Origin of the sequence: Micromonospora globbae (genome assembly GCF_036184225.1) — a bacterium.
In the GTDB taxonomy this organism is placed as follows: Bacteria; Actinomycetota; Actinomycetes; order Mycobacteriales; family Micromonosporaceae; genus Micromonospora; species Micromonospora globbae.
The window spans coordinates 1,164,602-1,181,471 of record NZ_CP108084.1; the positions used below are offsets into that span (position 1 = coordinate 1,164,602).

General features: G+C 75.0%; 7 protein-coding genes. 5 read left to right on the forward strand and 2 right to left on the reverse strand.

The genetic code is table 11. The features are described 5' to 3' along the window. The first annotated feature begins 20 nt into the window (after nt 1-20). Complete coding sequence (locus OG994_RS05190) at nt 21-356, forward strand: cupin domain-containing protein (protein WP_328852376.1); 336 nt, start codon at nt 21-23, stop codon at nt 354-356. A gap of 25 nt (nt 357-381) precedes the next feature. Here the strand turns inward: OG994_RS05190 and OG994_RS05195 are convergent, their stop codons facing one another. Further along, nucleotides 382-1,974 carry a GMC family oxidoreductase gene (locus tag OG994_RS05195; RefSeq protein WP_328852377.1) on the reverse strand — a complete coding sequence of 531 codons (1,593 nt, stop codon included), beginning with the start codon at nt 1,972-1,974 and terminating at the stop codon, nt 382-384. Nucleotides 1,975-2,159: 185 nt separating this feature from the next. Here OG994_RS05195 and OG994_RS05200 point away from each other — a divergent pair, with 185 nt between their 5' ends. The 3 genes from OG994_RS05200 to OG994_RS05210 all read left to right on the forward strand — a co-directional run bounded on the left by OG994_RS05200 (nt 2,160) and on the right by OG994_RS05210 (nt 13,615). Next, a complete protein-coding gene (locus OG994_RS05200) occupies nt 2,160-4,970 on the forward strand; it encodes a family 78 glycoside hydrolase catalytic domain (protein WP_328852378.1) in 2,811 nt (936 codons plus the stop codon). 86 nt (nt 4,971-5,056) lie between these two features. Continuing rightward, the gene (locus tag OG994_RS05205; protein ID WP_328852379.1) at nt 5,057-9,724 is read left to right on the forward strand and encodes a family 78 glycoside hydrolase catalytic domain; all 4,668 of its coding nucleotides are present in this window, start codon (nt 5,057-5,059) and stop codon (nt 9,722-9,724) included. Nucleotides 9,725-9,751: 27 nt separating this feature from the next. Continuing rightward, complete coding sequence (locus OG994_RS05210) at nt 9,752-13,615, forward strand: family 78 glycoside hydrolase catalytic domain (protein ID WP_328852380.1); 3,864 nt, start codon at nt 9,752-9,754, stop codon at nt 13,613-13,615. 156 nt (nt 13,616-13,771) lie between these two features. On the opposite strand, the gene OG994_RS05215 is transcribed toward OG994_RS05210, so the two are convergent. Then, complete coding sequence (locus OG994_RS05215; protein WP_120326415.1) at nt 13,772-14,803, reverse strand: LacI family DNA-binding transcriptional regulator; 1,032 nt, start codon at nt 14,801-14,803, stop codon at nt 13,772-13,774. A gap of 483 nt (nt 14,804-15,286) precedes the next feature. On the opposite strand from OG994_RS05215, the gene OG994_RS05220 reads away from it, so the two are divergent. Further along, the gene (locus OG994_RS05220) at nt 15,287-16,810 is read left to right on the forward strand and encodes a sugar ABC transporter ATP-binding protein (protein WP_328852381.1); all 1,524 of its coding nucleotides are present in this window, start codon (nt 15,287-15,289) and stop codon (nt 16,808-16,810) included. Nucleotides 16,811-16,870 lie beyond the last annotated feature (60 nt).

Genomic DNA, 16,870 nt, shown 5'->3' on the forward strand with positions numbered 1-16,870 from the left:
CGAGGCGGCACGGTGGGGGCATGCACCCTGAAATCCTCGACCAGGAGGGATACACCTCCGTATCCGTCGACGAAGCCCCGGTCCGTGAGCTGTTCCCGGGGGTACGGCTGCGGCCACTGTGGCGGGGAACGTCCGGCGCACACGCCAACGTGCTGGAGATGGACGCCGGTGCCTCCTGGCCGCGCCGGGACGTCCACGAGCCCGGCCCCGAGGAGGTCTACGTGCTCGCGGGCACCTTCAACGACGGCGCACGCGACTACCCGGCCGGCACGTTCCTGCACGCCCCGGCGGGATCCTGGCACGTGCCCGCGACCGCCACGGGCTGCACGCTGTTCCTCTTCTATCCGGAGGGCTGACCCCGCCCCGCGCGGTCGGGCCGGGTCACCGGCCGAGGACGAGGTCGGCGGCGCGCCAGGCCAGGGCCATCACGGGGGCGTTGAGGTAGCCCGAGACGAGCACCGGCAGCACCGAGGCGTCCGCGACGCGCAGACCCGCGACCCCGCGTACGCGCAGCTGCGGGTCCACCACGTGCGTGTCGTCCGGGCCCATGGCGCAGGTGCCCACCGCGTGGTAGCCGCAGTAGCCGTGCTCCAGCGCCGCCTCGATGATCTCGTCGTCGTCCTGGACGCCGGGACCGGGCAGCGTCTCCGCCGAGATCCGCTTGGCGATCGGGCCGGTGGCGAAGAGTTCCCGCAGGCGGCGGAACGCGCCGACGGCCACCCGGCGGTCGTAGGGCGCCTGGAAGTAGTTGGCCACGATCCGCGGCGGGTCGGCCGGGTCGGCCGAGGTGATGGCGAGGCTGCCCTCGCTCTCCGGGCGGGTCACCGTGACCAGTCCCATGAGCCCCGGCTCGGTCTCCAGTTCCAACGCCCGGCCGGGCCGTCGCGGGGCCGCCGAGAAGGGCGCCGTCAGCACCTGCGCGTCGGGGCGGTCCGCCTCGGGGCCGGAACGGATGTACGCGCCCAGGTCGTACACGGGCAGCGCGAGCGGCCCGCCGCGGGTGAGCAGGTAGCGCAGCAGGGCCCGGCCCTGGCCGAGCGGGCTGCCGAGCAGCGGGTTGTAACCGCCCCGCGCGGCCAGCCGGAACTGGAGCGGCACCGACCGGTGCTCGCGCATCCCCATGCCGACGCGGGGCCGGTCGAGCAGGACGTCGACGCCGGCGCGGCGCAGCGTGTCGGCCGGGCCGATGCCGGAGAGCTGGAGCAGGTGCGGTGTGGCGAGCGCCCCGGCCGCGAGGATCACCTCGGCGGAGGCGAAGTGGTCGACGACGTGCCCGTCGCGGCGGACCCGTACGCCGGTGGCGCGGCCGTCGTCGACCAGGACGCGCAGGGCGACGGTCCGCGTGGCGACGGTCAGGTTGGGCCGGTCGCGGACCGGGTGCAGGAAGGCGTCGGCGGCGCTGCTGCGCCGGCCGTCGCGGATGGTCGCCATGAGGTAGCCGATGCGCTCGCCGTCGCTCGCGTTGAGGTCGTCGACCCGGCGCCAGCCCAGCTTCTCGCCGCTGGCGATGATCTCCTCGCAGAGCTCGTCGGTGCCGGTGGCCGTCGACAGGCGCAGCGGGCCGCCGGCGCCGCGCGTCTCCGTGGCGCCGAGCGGGTTGTCCTCCAGCCTCTTGAAGATCGGCAGCATCGTGTCCCAGCCCCAGCCGGGATTGCCGAGCGCCTCCAGGGCGTCGTAGTCGAGCCGGTCGCCCCGGCCGTACACCATTCCGTTGATGGAGCTGGAACCGCCGACGAGGCGGCCACGCTGCCAGGTCTCCCGGCGGCCCGGCGCGACCTCGGCGGGGTAGTGCCAGGCGGTGCGCCGGTCGTCCATGAGCCGGCTGAACCCCTTGGGGATCCGGACGAAGGGGCTGCGGTCCCACCCGCCGGCCTCGATCAGCAGTACGCGGGTGCCCGGGTCCTCGGTCAGCCGGTTGGCCAGGACGCAGCCGGCCGAGCCCGCACCGACCACGATGTAGTCGTACTCCTCCACGAGGCACCCCCGTCCCACCCGGCACCGTCCGGTACCTACCGTAGGGCCTTGATCACCGAACGGGAAGGGCTCTCATGATCCGTCGTGCGTCCGTGGTGGCCGGATCCGGCCACAGGCGACGTCTTCACAGGACGGAGACGAGCACGTAGCCTGCCTGAAACGATTCACAGGGCGGAGGAGGCACCGTGACCCCTCGCACCATCGACTTCCGGCCCCTGCCCGGACGACGCCGGGCTGCCATGGTCGTGGCGGGCGCGACCGTCGTCGGGACCGTGCTGGCCGGTGCGCCCCCGGCGCTGGCCGCCCCCGGGCACGCCCCGGACGCGCCGACCGCCCTCACCGTCGACGACCGCCCCCGTCCGCTCAACGTGGAGGGCGCGCCCCGGTTCGGCTGGCTCCCGCGCGACGCCGACCCCGGCGAGGCGCAGACGGCGTACCGGATCACCGTCACCGACGCCGGCGGCGCCACCGTCTGGGACTCCGGCAAGGTCGCCTCCGACCAGCAGTCCTACGTGCCCTACACCGGTCCGGCGCTGCGGGCCGGGGCGGCGTACCGGTGGAGCGTGCGCACCTGGGACCGCACCGGCCGGCCGTCCCCGACCGCCACCGGCGCCTTCGAGACCGGCATCTCCGACAGTCAGTGGGAGGGCGCGAGCTGGATCCGGCGCGCCACCACCGAGGCCGACGACTACACGCTGGCCCGCACGGAGGTACGCCCCAACGCCAGCCCGGTCGTGCGGGCGCGCGCCTACACGGCGGCCGACCACACGTACGAGCTGTACCTCAACGGGGTCCGCGCCGACCGCGGCACCTCCTTCGGCTACCCCGGCGAGGACTACTACCAGGCCGCCGACGTCACGCGCCTCGTGCGCGCCGGCGCGCCGCTCGCCATCGGGCTGCGCTACCACTGGTACGGCAGCGGCCAGGGCCGCCCCGCCGGCGCGCGGGGCGTGCTCATGAAGCTGGTCGTCGAGCACGCCGACGGTTCCCGCGAGGTGTTCGTCACCGACGGCTCCTGGCGCGTCACCCGGGACACCCGGTTCGTCGCGAACGCCGAGCGCCGCAACGGCGAGGGCGACCGGGTCGAGCGGCAGGACGCCCGCGCGGAGGTCACCGGCTGGATGCTGCCGGGGTACGACGACAGCGGCGCCCCGTTCGCCGCCGCCGAGGTGGTCGGCGCGCACCCGACGGCGTCCGCCCCGCACCTCATCGGCCAGGAGACCCGGCTCACGGAGACGACCGTCGCCCCCGTCGCGCTGCGCACCGCCGACGACGGCACCGTCGTCGCCGACTTCGGCGTGGTCGTCCCGGCCCGGCCGGTCGTACGGTTCGACGCCGGCGTGGCCGGGCGCGCGGTGCCGATCCGGGCCGGCTACACGCTCACCGACACCGGCCGGGTCGCCACGTCCACGCTGCTGTCCCAGGGCACGGACATGAGCTTCCCGTACATCCAGACCGACGGCCCGCAGGAGTTCCGGGCGTTCACCCACCTCGGCTTCCGCTACCTGGAGATCCCCGGCGCCGGCGAGGACATCGCCCCTGGCGACGTCTCCGCCGTCGTGGTGCACACCGACGTCCCGGCCGGGCAGGAGGCCACCTTCGCCAGCTCGGACGCCACCCTCGACGCGGTGTGGGCCATGATGACCCGCTCTGCGCTGTACTCCGTCCAGGAGGCCTTCGTCGACACGCCCACCCGCGAGAAGGGGCAGTTCCTCGGGGACGCCGCGAACATCTCGTACGCCACCATGGGCGCCTTCGGCGAGCGCGACGCCACCCAGCAGGCCATCCGCGAGTTCCTCCGCTCGGCCGCCCGCTACTGGAACACCGGCGGCGACCGTGGCCGCTACAACGCCGTCTACCCCAACGGCGACGGCAAGCGGGACATCCCCGACTACTCGCTGATGTTCGTCGACTGGGTGTGGCGGTACTGGACCGAGACCGGCGACCGGGGGCTGCTCGCCGAGGCGTACCCGGCCATCCGGGACACCGCCGACTACGTGCTGCGCCACATCCCGGCCACCGGCCCCACCGCCGGCCTCGTGACGGAACTGGCCGGCGGCAGCGGCGCGTACCGCTACGGCATCGTCGACTGGCCCGAGCCGGGCCGGTTCGGGTACGACATGAGCGCCGCAGCCCGCACCACCATCAACGCTCAGGGCGTCGACGTGCTGCGCACCACCGCCCGGATGGCGGAGGCGCTCGGCCGGCCCGCCGCCGAGGCCGCCACGTACGACGGGCACGCCGCCGCCCTCACCGAGGCGATCAACGCGAAGCTGCGCCGCGCCGACGGCGTCTACGTCGACGGGCTCTCCGCCACCGGCGAGCAGAGCGCCCACGCCGGTCAGCACGCCACGTCGTACGCCATCGCCCACGGCGTGGCCCCGCGGGCCGACCTGCCGGCGCTGGCCGCGCACCTCGCGTCGATGGGCATGAAGCAGGGGCCCATGACGGCGCACTGGCTGCTCGCGGCGCTGGCCGAGGCCGGCCGTCCGGACGCGGTCCGGCGCCTGCTCACCAACCCCGACGACCTCGGCTGGGCCGACATCCTCGCCCGGGGCGGCACCTTCACCTGGGAGGCGTGGACGCTCGACCCCGGCACCAACTACAGCCAGTCGCACGGCTGGGGCGCGCAGGCGGTGGTGGACGTGCAGGAGACGCTGCTCGGTGTCCGTACCGCCAGCCCCGGCGCGGCCCGCGTCGACGTCGTGCCGCCGGCCACGGGGCTCGACCACGCGTCGGGGGTCGTACCCACCCAGCGCGGACCGGTGCGCCTCGACTGGCGCCGCACCGGTTCGGGCCTGCACGTCGACCTCGACGTGCCGGTCAACGTCACCGCCCGGGTCGCCCTGCCGCTGGAGGACGGGAAGTCCTACCGGGCGTCCGGCCCGAGCAGGGCCCGGTTCGTCGGCGTCGAGGACGGCCGTGCCGTCTTCGAGGTCGGTTCCGGCCGCTCCCACTTCCGCCCCGTCGCCGACCGGGCCGCCCAACCCCGCTGACCCGCCGCCGCGGCCGGGCCGCCCGTCGACCCGCGCGGGTGGCGGGCGGCCCGGCCGCGCGGACCGCCGAAGAGTGAGGACCAGACATGAAGCGCACCACCCGGCGCCGCCTCGCGTTCTCCGCGGCGCTGCTCCTGCTCGCCACGCTGACGCCGACCGCGGTGGTGGCGGGACCGGCGGCCGCCGGCACGCAGACGGCCGCGGCCGCCCCGCCGCCCGCGCTCACCGTGGCCGGCCTCACCACCGAGCGGGCGACCGACCCCATCGGCCTGGACGTGGCCCGGCCGCGCCTCGGCTGGCGCATCGAGTCCGCCGCCCGCGGCGTGGCCCAGGAGTCCTACCAGGTCCGCGTCGCGACGAGCACCGGCCGCCTCGGCGACCCCGACGTGTGGGACAGCGGCCGGGTCCGGTCGCGGCAGAGCGTCCTCGTGCCGTACGGCGGCCCCGAACTGCGGCCCCGCACCCGGTACGTGTGGCAGGTGCGGGTCTGGGACACCGCGGGCCGCACCTCCGGCTGGAGTGCCCCCGCCTCCTGGGAGACCGGCGTACGCGGCGCGCAGGGCTGGCAGGCCGACTGGATCGGGATGCCGTCGCCCACCGAGTCCTGGTCCGACTACACGGTGCGGACGACGGTGCGGCTGGAGAAGGACGCCGCCGGCGTCTACCTGCGCGCCAACGGGCCGGCCAACGCGTACATGTGGCAGCTCTCCATCGTGGGCGGCGCCGCGAAGCTGCGCCCGCACGTGCGCGTCGACGGCGCCTGGCGCGTGCTCAAGGAGGTGCCGCTCGGCGCCGTGGTGCCCGCCGACAAGCTGACCGCCCCGCACACGCTGCGCATCACGGCGGCCGGCGACACCATCACCACCTGGGTCGACGGCACCCAGGTCGACGTGACCCGCGACGGCACCCACCGCGGCGGCTCGGTCGGCCTGCGCACCGACGGCGCGGAGACCGCCGTCTTCTCCGACTTCTCCGTGACCAGCGGCGACGACACCCTCTTCGCCGCCCCACTCACCGACGGCGAGAACCCGTTCGGCGGCGGCACCCCCACGCCCGACGGGCTGCGGGTGGGCGGCACCACCGAGGCGATGCTCACCGCCCTGGACGCCAACCCGCTGCTGCGCCGGGGATTCCGGGTGGACGGCGAGGTCGCCCGCGCCCGGATCTACGCCACGGCGCTCGGGGTCTACGAACTGTCGCTCAACGGCCAGCGCGTCGGCGACCACGAGCTGGCGCCCGGCTGGACCGACTACGACAAGCGGGTCCAGTACCAGACGTACGACGTGACCCGGCAGCTCCGCCAGGGCGAGAACGCGCTCGGCGCCCTGGTCGGCGACGGCTGGTACTCGGGCACCATCGCCTCGTTCGGCACCGACCACTACGGCAACCGCCCGCACCTGAGCGCGCAACTGGTCGTCGACTACGCCGACGGGCGCACCGAGACGGTCCGCACCGACGGCTCCTGGCGGGCCACGCCCGGCCCCTTCCTCCAGAGCGACCTGATCCACGGCGAGACGTACGACGCGCGGAAGCTCCCGGCCGGCTGGGACCGGCCCGGCTTCGACGACTCCGGCTGGTCGGCCGCCACGGTCGACGACACCGGCGCGACCGACCGGCTGGTCGCCCAGGTGGACCCGCCCGTGCGGGTCGTGCAGGAGCTGCCGGCGCGCACCCTCACCCAGCCCACCCCCGGAACGTGGATCTTCGACCTCGGGCAGAACATGGTCGGCAAGGTGCGGCTGAAGCTCTCCGGGCCCACCGGCACCACCGTCCGCATCCGGCACGCCGAGGTGCTCAACCCCGACGGCACCGCCTACACCGCCAACCTCCGCTCGGCCCGCGCCACCGACCACTACACACTGCGGGGCGGCGGCGAGGAGGTGTACGAGCCGACGTTCACGTTCCACGGCTTCCGGTACGTGGAGCTGACCAACCTCCCCGGCACCCCCGACCTGTCCACCGTCACCGGCCTGGTCATGCACACCGACGGGGACCTCACCAGCGAGTTCGAGACCTCCGACCCGATGGTGACCAAGCTGCACAGCAACATCACCTGGGGGCAGCGCGGCAACTTCCTGTCCATCCCCACCGACACCCCGGCCCGCGACGAGCGGCTCGGCTGGACCGGCGACATCAACGTCTTCGCCGAGACCGCGACGTTCAACATGGACAGCCTCACGTTCCTCACCAAGTGGCTCCAGGACCTGCGCGACGCGCAGTCGGCCAACGGGGCGTACCCCGACGTGGCGCCGCGCGCCTGCTGCGGCGACGGCGCGACCGGGTGGGCCGACGCCGGGATCACGGTGCCCTGGACGCTCTGGCAGCGGTACGGGGACACCCGGGTGATCGAGGAGCACTACGAGTCGATGACCCGGTACGCGTCCTGGCTGCAGACCACCAGTTCCGGGAACCGGCGCACCAACGCCGGGCCGTACCTCGACTGGCTCAACCTCGACGACCCGACGCCCGCCGGCGTCATCGCCACCGCCTACTACGCGTACACGATGCGGCTGCTGGGGGAGATGGCCGCCGCCATCGGCCGCGACGCCGACGCGGCCCGCTACGCCGCGCTGTCCCGGGACGTCGCGCAGGCGTTCGTCGAGGCGTACGTCTCGGCCGACGGCACCGTGCAGGGCGACAGCCAGACCGGCTACGTGCTGGCCATCGGCATGGGGCTGCTGCCCGAGCCGCTGCGCGCCAAGGCCGCCGACCGGCTGGTGGACAACGTCCGCCGGCACGACTGGCACCTGTCCACCGGCTTCCTCGGCACCCCCGACCTGCTGCCGGCGCTCAGCGACACCGGGCACCTGGACGTCGCCTACCGGCTGCTGCTCAACGACACCTACCCCTCGTGGGGCTACGAGATCGCCCGGGGCGCGACCACCATCTGGGAGCGCTGGAACTCGATCATGCCCGACGGCAGCTTCGGCGACGTGTCGATGAACTCGTTCAACCACTACGCCTACGGCGCCGTGGGCGACTGGATGTACCGGACCGTCGCCGGCATCCAACCCGACCCCGCCAACCCCGGGTACGCGCACCTCACGTTCGCGCCCCAGCCGGGTGGCGGCCTCACCTCCGCCCGGGCCACGTACCGGGCCGCGCAGGGCGACATCGGCAGCGACTGGAGCCTCGACGACCGGGGCGACATGCGGCTGCGCCTGCGGGTGCCGGCGAACGTCACGGCGACCGTACGCGTCCCCGCGCCGACGCGGCACGCCGTCACCGAGGGCGGCCGGCCGGCGGAGCGGGCCGACGGGGTGCGGTTCGTCCGGATGGACGGCGGCGTCGCGGTGTACGAGATCGGCTCGGGCACCTACTCGTTCGCGGTCGACCGGGCGCTCGGCGACCTGGGGGAGGCCGGCGAGGCGGTCACGGCGCTGACGGCGCTCACCGACGAGCTGGCCGGTGAGCTGGGCCAGCCCGTGACCGCGTACCTGCGCGCCCGGACCGGCCAGCTCGCCACCGCCACGACGGCGGCCCGCACGGCGTACCTGGCCGGCGACTCCCGCGCCGCCGCCACCCACGCGCACCGGGGCCTGGCCACCGCCGACGACGTCGACCGGTGGCTGCGTACCCAGGTCCGGGTCGGCCGGCTGGCCGAGGCCCACGCGGAGCGGTTCGGCGCCCTCCTCACGCGCGTCGACCAGCGGCTCTCCGCGGCGTCCTCGGCCCTCGTCGGTGCGGTCGTCACCCTCGACCTGCCGGTCGGCGAGCGCCTGCCCGGCGAGGTGGTCCGCGCGACCGTCACCGTCACCAACGGCGGCGCCACGCCGCTGACCGGGGTGACCTCCACGCTGCGGGCACCGGACGGCTGGACGGTGACGCCCGCCGGCGCGCGGCCCACCACCGTCGCGCCGAAGGCCACCGTGCACCACCGCTACGACGTGCGGATCCCCGCCGGGCAGGCGCCGGCCGCCGTCACCCTCGACGGCACCGCCGGCTACCGGTACCGGGGCGGCACCGCCACCCTGCCCGTGTCCGGAACGGTCACCACCGTGCCGGCCGTGCAGATCGTGTCGGCCACCGTGGACCCCGTCGACCCGGGCGCCACGACCACGGTCACCACCGTCCTGCGCAACCGGGCCGGCGTGCCCGTGACCGGGAAGCTCACGACCACCGCACCGGACGGCTGGGCGGTCGCGCCCGCCGCCGCGTACGACCTGGCGCCCGGCGCGCAGACCACCGTGACCACGGCCCTCACCGCTCCCGTGGCGGTGACGGAAGGGCCCGCGGCGGTCACGGTCGCCACCGGTGCCACCGAGGCGGAGCGCCATCCGCTGGCCGTCCCGGTCCGGATCACCAACCCGCCGGCCGGCGCCTACGACCACGTGGACCTCGGCGACGCGGCCTCGGAGCGGGCACACGGGCTCACCGCCTCGGAGCACTCCGGCGCGAACACCGAGGCCGGCCTGACCCGCCGCTACACCAACGTCACCTACCCCGGCGGCTGGTTCGAGTTCGACCTGGCCGTCACGCCCGGCGCGCCGTTCGTGCTGCGCGCCGTGGAGACGTACGACCAGGCGCAGCTCAAGGACTACGACATCGTCGTCGACGGCGTCGTGGCGCACTCCCGCTCCTGGCAGCGCACCGCGGGCGGGGCCGGCGCCGTCACCTACCAGGTCGTCGTCGACCTGCCCGACGCCACCCGCGACGGCGTGGTGCGGGTGCGGTTCCGGGACACCGGCGACGGCTACGACCCGTCGATCGCCGACGTCTGGTCCGCGCCCCTGCCGGCCGGCGCGCGGTCCTGACCCCACCACAGCGAAGAAGGAGATCCGATGGCGCAGAGGAAACGACCATCCCCGGGATCGGAGGTCAGCCGCCGCTCCCTGATCGGGTGGGGCGCCGCCGGCGCCGGAGCCGTGGCGCTCGGGGGCACGGCGGGAGCGCTCGGGGGCGCGGGCGCGGAGCCCGCGGCGGCCGCACCGCCGCCGAACGCCGGTGCCGGGCCGCTCACGGTCGACCGCCTGCGCACCGAGTACGCCGACCGTCCACTGGGCACCGACGTCACCGCGCCCCGCTTCTCCTGGACGGCGACGGCCACCGGCCACAACGCGCGGCAGAGCGCGTACCAGGTGCTCGTGGCCACGCGGCCGGACCGGCTGACCCCGGGGGCGGCCGACGTCTGGGACTCCGGCCGGGTCACGTCGGCGCGGTCGGTCGGCGTGGCGTACGGCGGCCGGCCGCTGGCGCCGCGGACCCGCTACCACTGGCGGGTGCGGCTCTGGGACGGTGCCGGCCGGGCCACCCGGTGGAGCGACCCGACCTGGTTCGAGACGGGCCTGCGTGACGAGGGCTTCGGCGCCGCCCGCTGGATCGGCGCGCAGCCGGACTACGCCTCGGCGCCGCTGGACCTCGCCGGGGCCTCCTGGATCTGGTCGCCCGGCGCCACCGCCGGCAACGCCCCGGCCGGCCCCCGCTGGTTCCGGGCGCGGCTCGCGCTGCCCGCCGGTGCCCAGATCGCGGTCGCCCACCTCGTCGTGACCGCCGACGACGACTTCACGGCGTACCTCGACGGGCGGCAGGTGCTGCACGCACCGCAGCAGGCCGACGGCTGGAAGAACGCCCGCGTCGCCGACGTCACCGACCTCGCCCGCGCGGCCGACGGCGCGCTCACCGTCGCCGTGGTGGCCACCAACCGTCCCGGCCCGTCGGTGAACCCGGCCGGCCTGCTCGCCAAGCTCGTGGTCACCACCACGACCGGCGAGCGGTCGGTGCTGGTCACCGACGGCTCGTGGCGCAGCGCCGACAGCGAGCGCACCGGCTGGCCGGAGCCCGGGTACGACGACACCGGCTGGACGCCGGCGGCCGTGCTCGCCCCGTACGGCCAGGGGCCGTGGGGTTCCCAGGTCACCGTCCCGCAGCCGGGTGCGCTCGACCTCGCGGGCGCGTCGTGGGTGTGGGGGCCCGGTGCGACGACGGGCAACGCGCCCGTCGGCCCGCGCTGGTTCCGCGGCCGGTTGGCGCTGCCGGGCGGGACCGAGGTGGCCTCCGCCCGGCTGATCATGAGCGCCGACGACGACTTCACGGCGTACCTGGGCGGGCGGCAGGTGCTGCACGCCCCGCCGCAGACCGACGGCTGGCGCACCGCCCGGATCGCCGACGTGACGCAGGCGGCCCGGCAGGCCGTCGGCGGTGACCTGGTGCTGGCCGCGATCGCCACGAACCGGGGCGGCGCCTCGGTCAACCCCGGCGGTCTCATCGCGAAGCTCGTCGTCCGCACCGCGGGCGGCGCCGAGCTGGTGCTCGTCACCGGCGCGGGCTGGCGGACCACCGGCACCGTGGAGTCCGGCTGGGAGCAGCCGGGGCACGACGACTCCGCCTGGTCGCCCGTGACGGTCCTGGCGCCGTACGGCCAGGGGCCGTGGGGCAGCGGCATCGAGCCGCCCGTGGAGGAGCGGCCCGCGCCGTTGCTGCGGCGCGCGTTCCGGCTCGACAAGCCGGTGGCCCGGGCCCGGTGGTACGCCGCGGGGCTCGCCTACCAGGTGCTGCACGTCAACGGCCGGCGGGTCGGGACGGCCGTGCTGGACCCCGGGTTCACCGACTACGACGACACCGTCCTGTACGTGACGCACGACGTCACCGACCTGCTCCGCGCGGGGCACAACGTGCTCGGCGCGGAGCTGGGCCGCGGCTTCTACGGCATGACCACCCGGAACGTGTGGCGCTGGCACCAGCCGCCGTGGCACGGCGAGCCGCGGCTGCTGGGACGCCTCGTGGTCGAGCACCCCGACGGCTCGCGCACGGAGGTGCTCACCGACGACTCCTGGCGGGTCACCGACGGCCCCACCGTGTCCAACTCGCTGTTCGCGGGGGAGACCTACGACGCGCGCCGGGAGCTGCCGGGCTGGTCGGCGTCCGGCTACGACGACGCCGAGTGGGCACGGGCGAGCGTCCTCGACGCGCCGGCCGGCACCGTGCGGGCGCAGGAGCACGAACCCATCCGGGTGGTCGAGTCCGTGGCGCCGGTCCGGCTCACCTCGCCGGGCGCGGGCGTCTGGGTCGCCGACTTCGGCCGGACCACCGCCGGCTGGGTACGGCTGCGGGTGACCGCGCCGGCGGGCACCACGATCCGCATCCTGTACGGCGAGAAACTGCGCGCCGACGGGACCGTGGAGGCGTCCAACGGCAACGTGCAGAGCGCCCGGTTCCAGCTCGACGAGTACGTGACCCGGGGCGGCGGCGAGGAGGTGTGGGAACCGCGCTTCTCGTACAAGGGCTTCCGGTACGTGCAGCTCGACGGGCTGCCCGGCGCGGCCAATGCCGGCACCGTCACCATGCGGGTGGTGCACTCCGACGTCCGCGACGTGGGCGAGTTCCGGTGCAGCGAGCCGCTGTTCGAGCAGTTCGAGCGGATGATGCGCCGCACGGTCCGCAACAACCTCCACGGCATCCCCACCGACACCCCGATGTACGAGAAGAACGGCTGGACCGGGGACGCCCAGGTGGCCGCCCCCACCATGGCCGGGCAGCTGGACCTGTCGCGGTTCTTCACCAAGTGGCTCGGCGACCTGCGCGACGCCCAGGTCGCGTCCGGCCAGGTGCCGGTGATCGTGCCCAGCGGCGGCTGGGGCTACCAGGAGCTGGCACCGGCTCCCGAGTGGACCACCGTCTACCCGTTCCTGCTGCGGGAGATGCACCGCTGGTACGGCGACGACCGGCTGCCGCACCAGCACTGGACGGCCGTGGCCGACTACCTGGAGTGGGAGCTGGGCCGGCTCCGGGACGGGCTCGCGGTCACCGCGCTCGGTGACTACCTGTCGCCGGGCACCGGTGGCAACCCGCCGGAGGACACCCGGCTCACCGCCACGGCGTACCTGCACCGGGCGCTCGTGTCGGCCGCCGAGGTGGGGGAGATGATCGGGCAGGACGCGCAGGCCGCCCGGTTCCGCGCGGCGGCCGACGGACTGCGGGACCGGCTGAACGAGATGTTCCTCGACCGTACGCGCGGGCTGTACCGCACCGACCGCGACCCCGGCTACCGGCAGACGTCCAACGCCGTCCCGCTGGCGTTCGGGCTGGTGCCCGAGGACATGGTGGGCACGGTGGTGGACAACCTGGTGGCCGACATCCGGGACCGGGGCTGGCACCTCAACACCGGCTGCCTCGGCACCAGCGTCCTGCTGCCGGTGCTGACCGCGCACGGCCACGCCGACGTGGCGGCCCGGGTGGCGTTGCAGCGGACGTACCCGAGCTGGGGCTTCTGGGTGGAGAACGGCGCCGACACGATGTGGGAGATGTGGCCGACCTCGACCCGCTCCCGGCAGCACTACTTCCACGGCACGGTCGTGCAGTGGCTCTACGAGCACGTGGCGGGCCTGCGGCCGGTCGCCGACGGCTGGGCCCGGTTCGTGGTCCGGCCCGACGCCCGGGCCGAGGTGTCCTCGGCGTCCGCGGCCGTGGACACGGTGCGCGGGCGGGCGTCGTCGGCCTGGCGGGTCGGCGACGGCGAGTTCGTGCTCACCGTGCAGGTGCCGGTGGGCGCCACCGCCGAGGTGCACGTGCCGGCGGCGCGGGCCGGTGACGTCGAGGCGTCGCCCGGCGGGCTCGTACAGTCCCGGCGGATGGTCGACGGCTACCTGGTGCACACCGTCGGCGCCGGCACCTGGCGCTTCGTGAGCACCTCCGCGCCGGCGGTCTGACCCGCACCGGCGGCCGGCCCTGGTCGGCCGCCGGACCCGGCCGTCTCCGGCGGCTGGCCGTTCCCTGAAGTTGTCGGGAGGTCCGCGTCATCCGCAGCCCGGATGCGCGCGGGCCTCTCGACCTGTCCGCGCGCAGGGGCGCCGGCGGGGCAGGGGTCAGCGCCGCGGGCGGCGGGGCTGGTCGCTGGAGCGGCGCACCACGAGTTCCGGCTGGAACACGACGTGGCGGTGCTGGTGCGTGGCGCCGGCCTCGGCCTCCTCGAGCAGGAGTTGCGCCGCGGTGCGGCCGAGCTGTTCGCGCGGCTGGCGTACGGACGACAGCGGGACGGCCGCGGCGGCCGCGAACTCGATGTCGTCGTAGCCGACGATGGCCACGTCGGCCGGGACGCGCAGGCCGCGCACGGTGAGTTCCTGGAGCACGCCGAGCGCGATGAGGTCGTTGGCGCAGAAGACGGCGGTGGGGCGCTGCCGGGCGGGCAGGGCCAGCAGGTCCTCGGCGGCCCGCCGGCCCGAGGCGACGGTCAGGCTCGTGGTGGCGGCCACCCGCAGTTCGGCGCCGGCGCCGCGCTCCTCCAGCGCCGCGGCGGCCCCGGCGTGGCGTTCGGCGACCTGGGCGAGGGAGAACGGCCCGCCCACGTACGCGATGCGGCGGTGACCCTGGTCGAGCAGGTGGTCCATGGCCAGCCGGCCGCCGAGCACGTCGTCGACGGCCACCGAGCAGCGGCTGGCGCGGCCCGCGCCGCGGTCGACGAGCACCACCGGGATGCCCCGGTCGATGAGCTTCTCGAGGTGCGGCTGGGGGCCGTCGCCGACCGGGGTGATGAGCACGCCGCGGACGCGCTGCTCCTCCAGCAGTTCGAGGTGCCGGCGTTCCCGGGCGCTGTCCTCGCCGCTGTTGCACACGATGAGCATGGCGCCGGTCTCCTCGACCACCTGCTCCGCGCCGCGGACCATGTCGGTGAAGAACGGGTTGGCGACGTCCAGCACCACGATGGCGATCGTCCGGCTCTGCCCGGCGCGGAGCTGTCGGGCGGAGTCGTTGCGCACGTACCCGAGTTCGGCGATGGCGTCGAGCACCCGCTGGCGGGTGGCGGGGGCGACCATGTCGGGCCGGTTGAGCACGTTGCTCACCGTGCCGAGGGACACGCCGGCGCGCCGTGCCACCTCCTTGATGCTTGCCGCTGCCATGGCTCCCTCGACGATTCCGTGCGTACGGCCCCCGGACGGTGGCGGCCTGCGGTGATCCCCGGAGACGGCGACGCGCGCGCCGCGGGACGGGCCCGGCCGGGTGACGTCGGGAGTGTATAGCGCCTAAAACGTTTCATCCAGTCGCCCCTCGTCGTCCGGCGTGCCCGCGTCCGTCCCGGCGCTCACGAGCGCACGCGCGTCCCGTCCGCGCGGAGGCCACTACATCCTGGATGTTGCCGGCACGGGCCGCGGCTAAGGCCACTACATCCTGGATGTTGTCGACTCCGGCCGCGGCTGAGGCCACTACATCGTGGATGTTGCCGACTCCGGCCACACGACCGGGGCGGCGTCGCCGCTGGCGCGACGGAGTCCACGGAGTCCAGACGGCAACAGGGAGGAAATCGCCGGGAAACTCTTGACGGTCCCGAAGGGCTGCCCCTACCGTCCATGCACAACTCATGAAACGATTCAGGAGGGGATCGGATGAGCCCCGGCGCACCGGGCGCGGACAGCGCTCCGCTGCTGGTACTCGACGGCGTCACGAAGTCCTTCGGCGCCGTCGCCGCGCTCCGCGGCGTGCACCTGGAGCTGCACCCCGGCGAGGCGCACGCCCTGGTCGGCGAGAACGGTGCCGGCAAGTCCACCCTGGTGAAGATCCTCGCCGGGGCGCACGCGCCGGACACCGGCCGGATGACCCTCGACGGCCAGCCCCTGGAGCTGCGCGGCCCCGCCGACGCCCGGGCCGCCGGCATCGCGGTCATCTACCAGGAGCCCACCCTGTTCCCCGACCTGTCCGTCGCGGAGAACATCTTCATGGGCCGGCAGCCGTTGCGCGGCCTGCGCCGCATCGACACCGCGGCCATGAACCGCGACGCCGAGCGGCTCTTCGCCCGCCTCGGCGTCCGGATCGACCCGGCCCGCCCCGCGCGCGGACTGTCCATCGCCGACCAGCAGCTCGTCGAGATCGCCAAGGCGCTCTCCTTCGACGCCCGGATCCTCGTGATGGACGAACCGACCGCCGCGCTCTCCGGCGTCGAGGTGGAACGGCTGTTCGGCGTCGCCCGGTCGCTGTGCGAGCGCGGGGCCGCCGTGCTGTTCATCTCGCACCGCTTCGACGAGGTCTTCGACCTGTGCCAGCGGATCACGGTCCTGCGCGACGGCGCCTGGGTCTCCAGCGACCGCGCCGCCGACCTCACGGTGGACGAGGTGGTGCGGCGCATGGTCGGGCGGGAGGTCTCCTCGCTCTACCCCAAGCAGGACGCCCCGCTGCGCGACACGCTCCTGGAGGTCCGTGGGCTCACGCGCGCCGGTGTCTTCTCCGACGTGTCGTTCAGCGTCCGGGGCGGGGAGATCGTGGCGCTGGCCGGGCTGGTGGGCGCCGGCCGCAGCGAGGTGGCCCGGGCGGTCTTCGGCGTGGACCGCTACGACGCCGGCGAGGTCCGCGTGGCCGGCACCGTCCTGCCGCCGGGCAGCCCCCGCAAGGCGATCGCCGCGGGCATGGCCCTGGTGCCGGAGGACCGCCGCCAGCAGGGCCTCGTGATGGAGCTGTCGGTGGAACGCAACGCGACACTGGCCCGGCGCCGGGCGCTGAGCCGGCTGGGCCTGCTGCTCGGCGGGGCCGAGCGGGCCGAGGCGCGGCGCTGGACGCGGCGGCTCCAGGTGAAGACGTCCCGCCTCACCGCGCCGGTGGCCACCCTGTCGGGCGGCAACCAGCAGAAGGTGGTGCTCGCCAAGTGGCTCGCCACCGAACCGCGGATCCTCATCATCGACGAGCCCACCCGCGGCATCGACGTCGGCACCAAGGCCGAGGTCCACCGGCTCCTCTCCGAACTGGCCAACGAGGGGCTGGCCATCCTGATGATCAGCAGCGAGCTGCCCGAGGTGCTCGGCATGGCCGACCGGGTCATCGTCATGCACGAGGGCCGCCTGGTCCGCGAGCTGCCTCGCGCCGAGGCGGACGAGACCTCGGTGATGTTCGCCGCCACCGGCCAAGGAGCACAGGCATGAGCGAGCGTCAGCGAGTGAATCATCGGCACGGTGCGGTGGTGTCTCGTGCCGGCGCCGAGC

Excerpts from the sequence above, each read along its gene's own strand:
- OG994_RS05220 (WP_328852381.1), top strand. The coding sequence starts at position 15,287 with ATGAGCCCCGGCGCACCGGGCGCGGACAGCGCTCCGCTGCTGGTACTC.
- OG994_RS05205 (WP_328852379.1), top strand. The coding sequence starts at position 5,057 with ATGAAGCGCACCACCCGGCGCCGCCTCGCGTTCTCCGCGGCGCTGCTC.
- OG994_RS05190 (WP_328852376.1), top strand. The coding sequence starts at position 21 with ATGCACCCTGAAATCCTCGACCAGGAGGGATACACCTCCGTATCCGTC.
- OG994_RS05215 (WP_120326415.1), bottom strand. The coding sequence starts at position 14,803 with ATGGCAGCGGCAAGCATCAAGGAGGTGGCACGGCGCGCCGGCGTGTCC.
- OG994_RS05210 (WP_328852380.1), top strand. The coding sequence starts at position 9,752 with ATGGCGCAGAGGAAACGACCATCCCCGGGATCGGAGGTCAGCCGCCGC.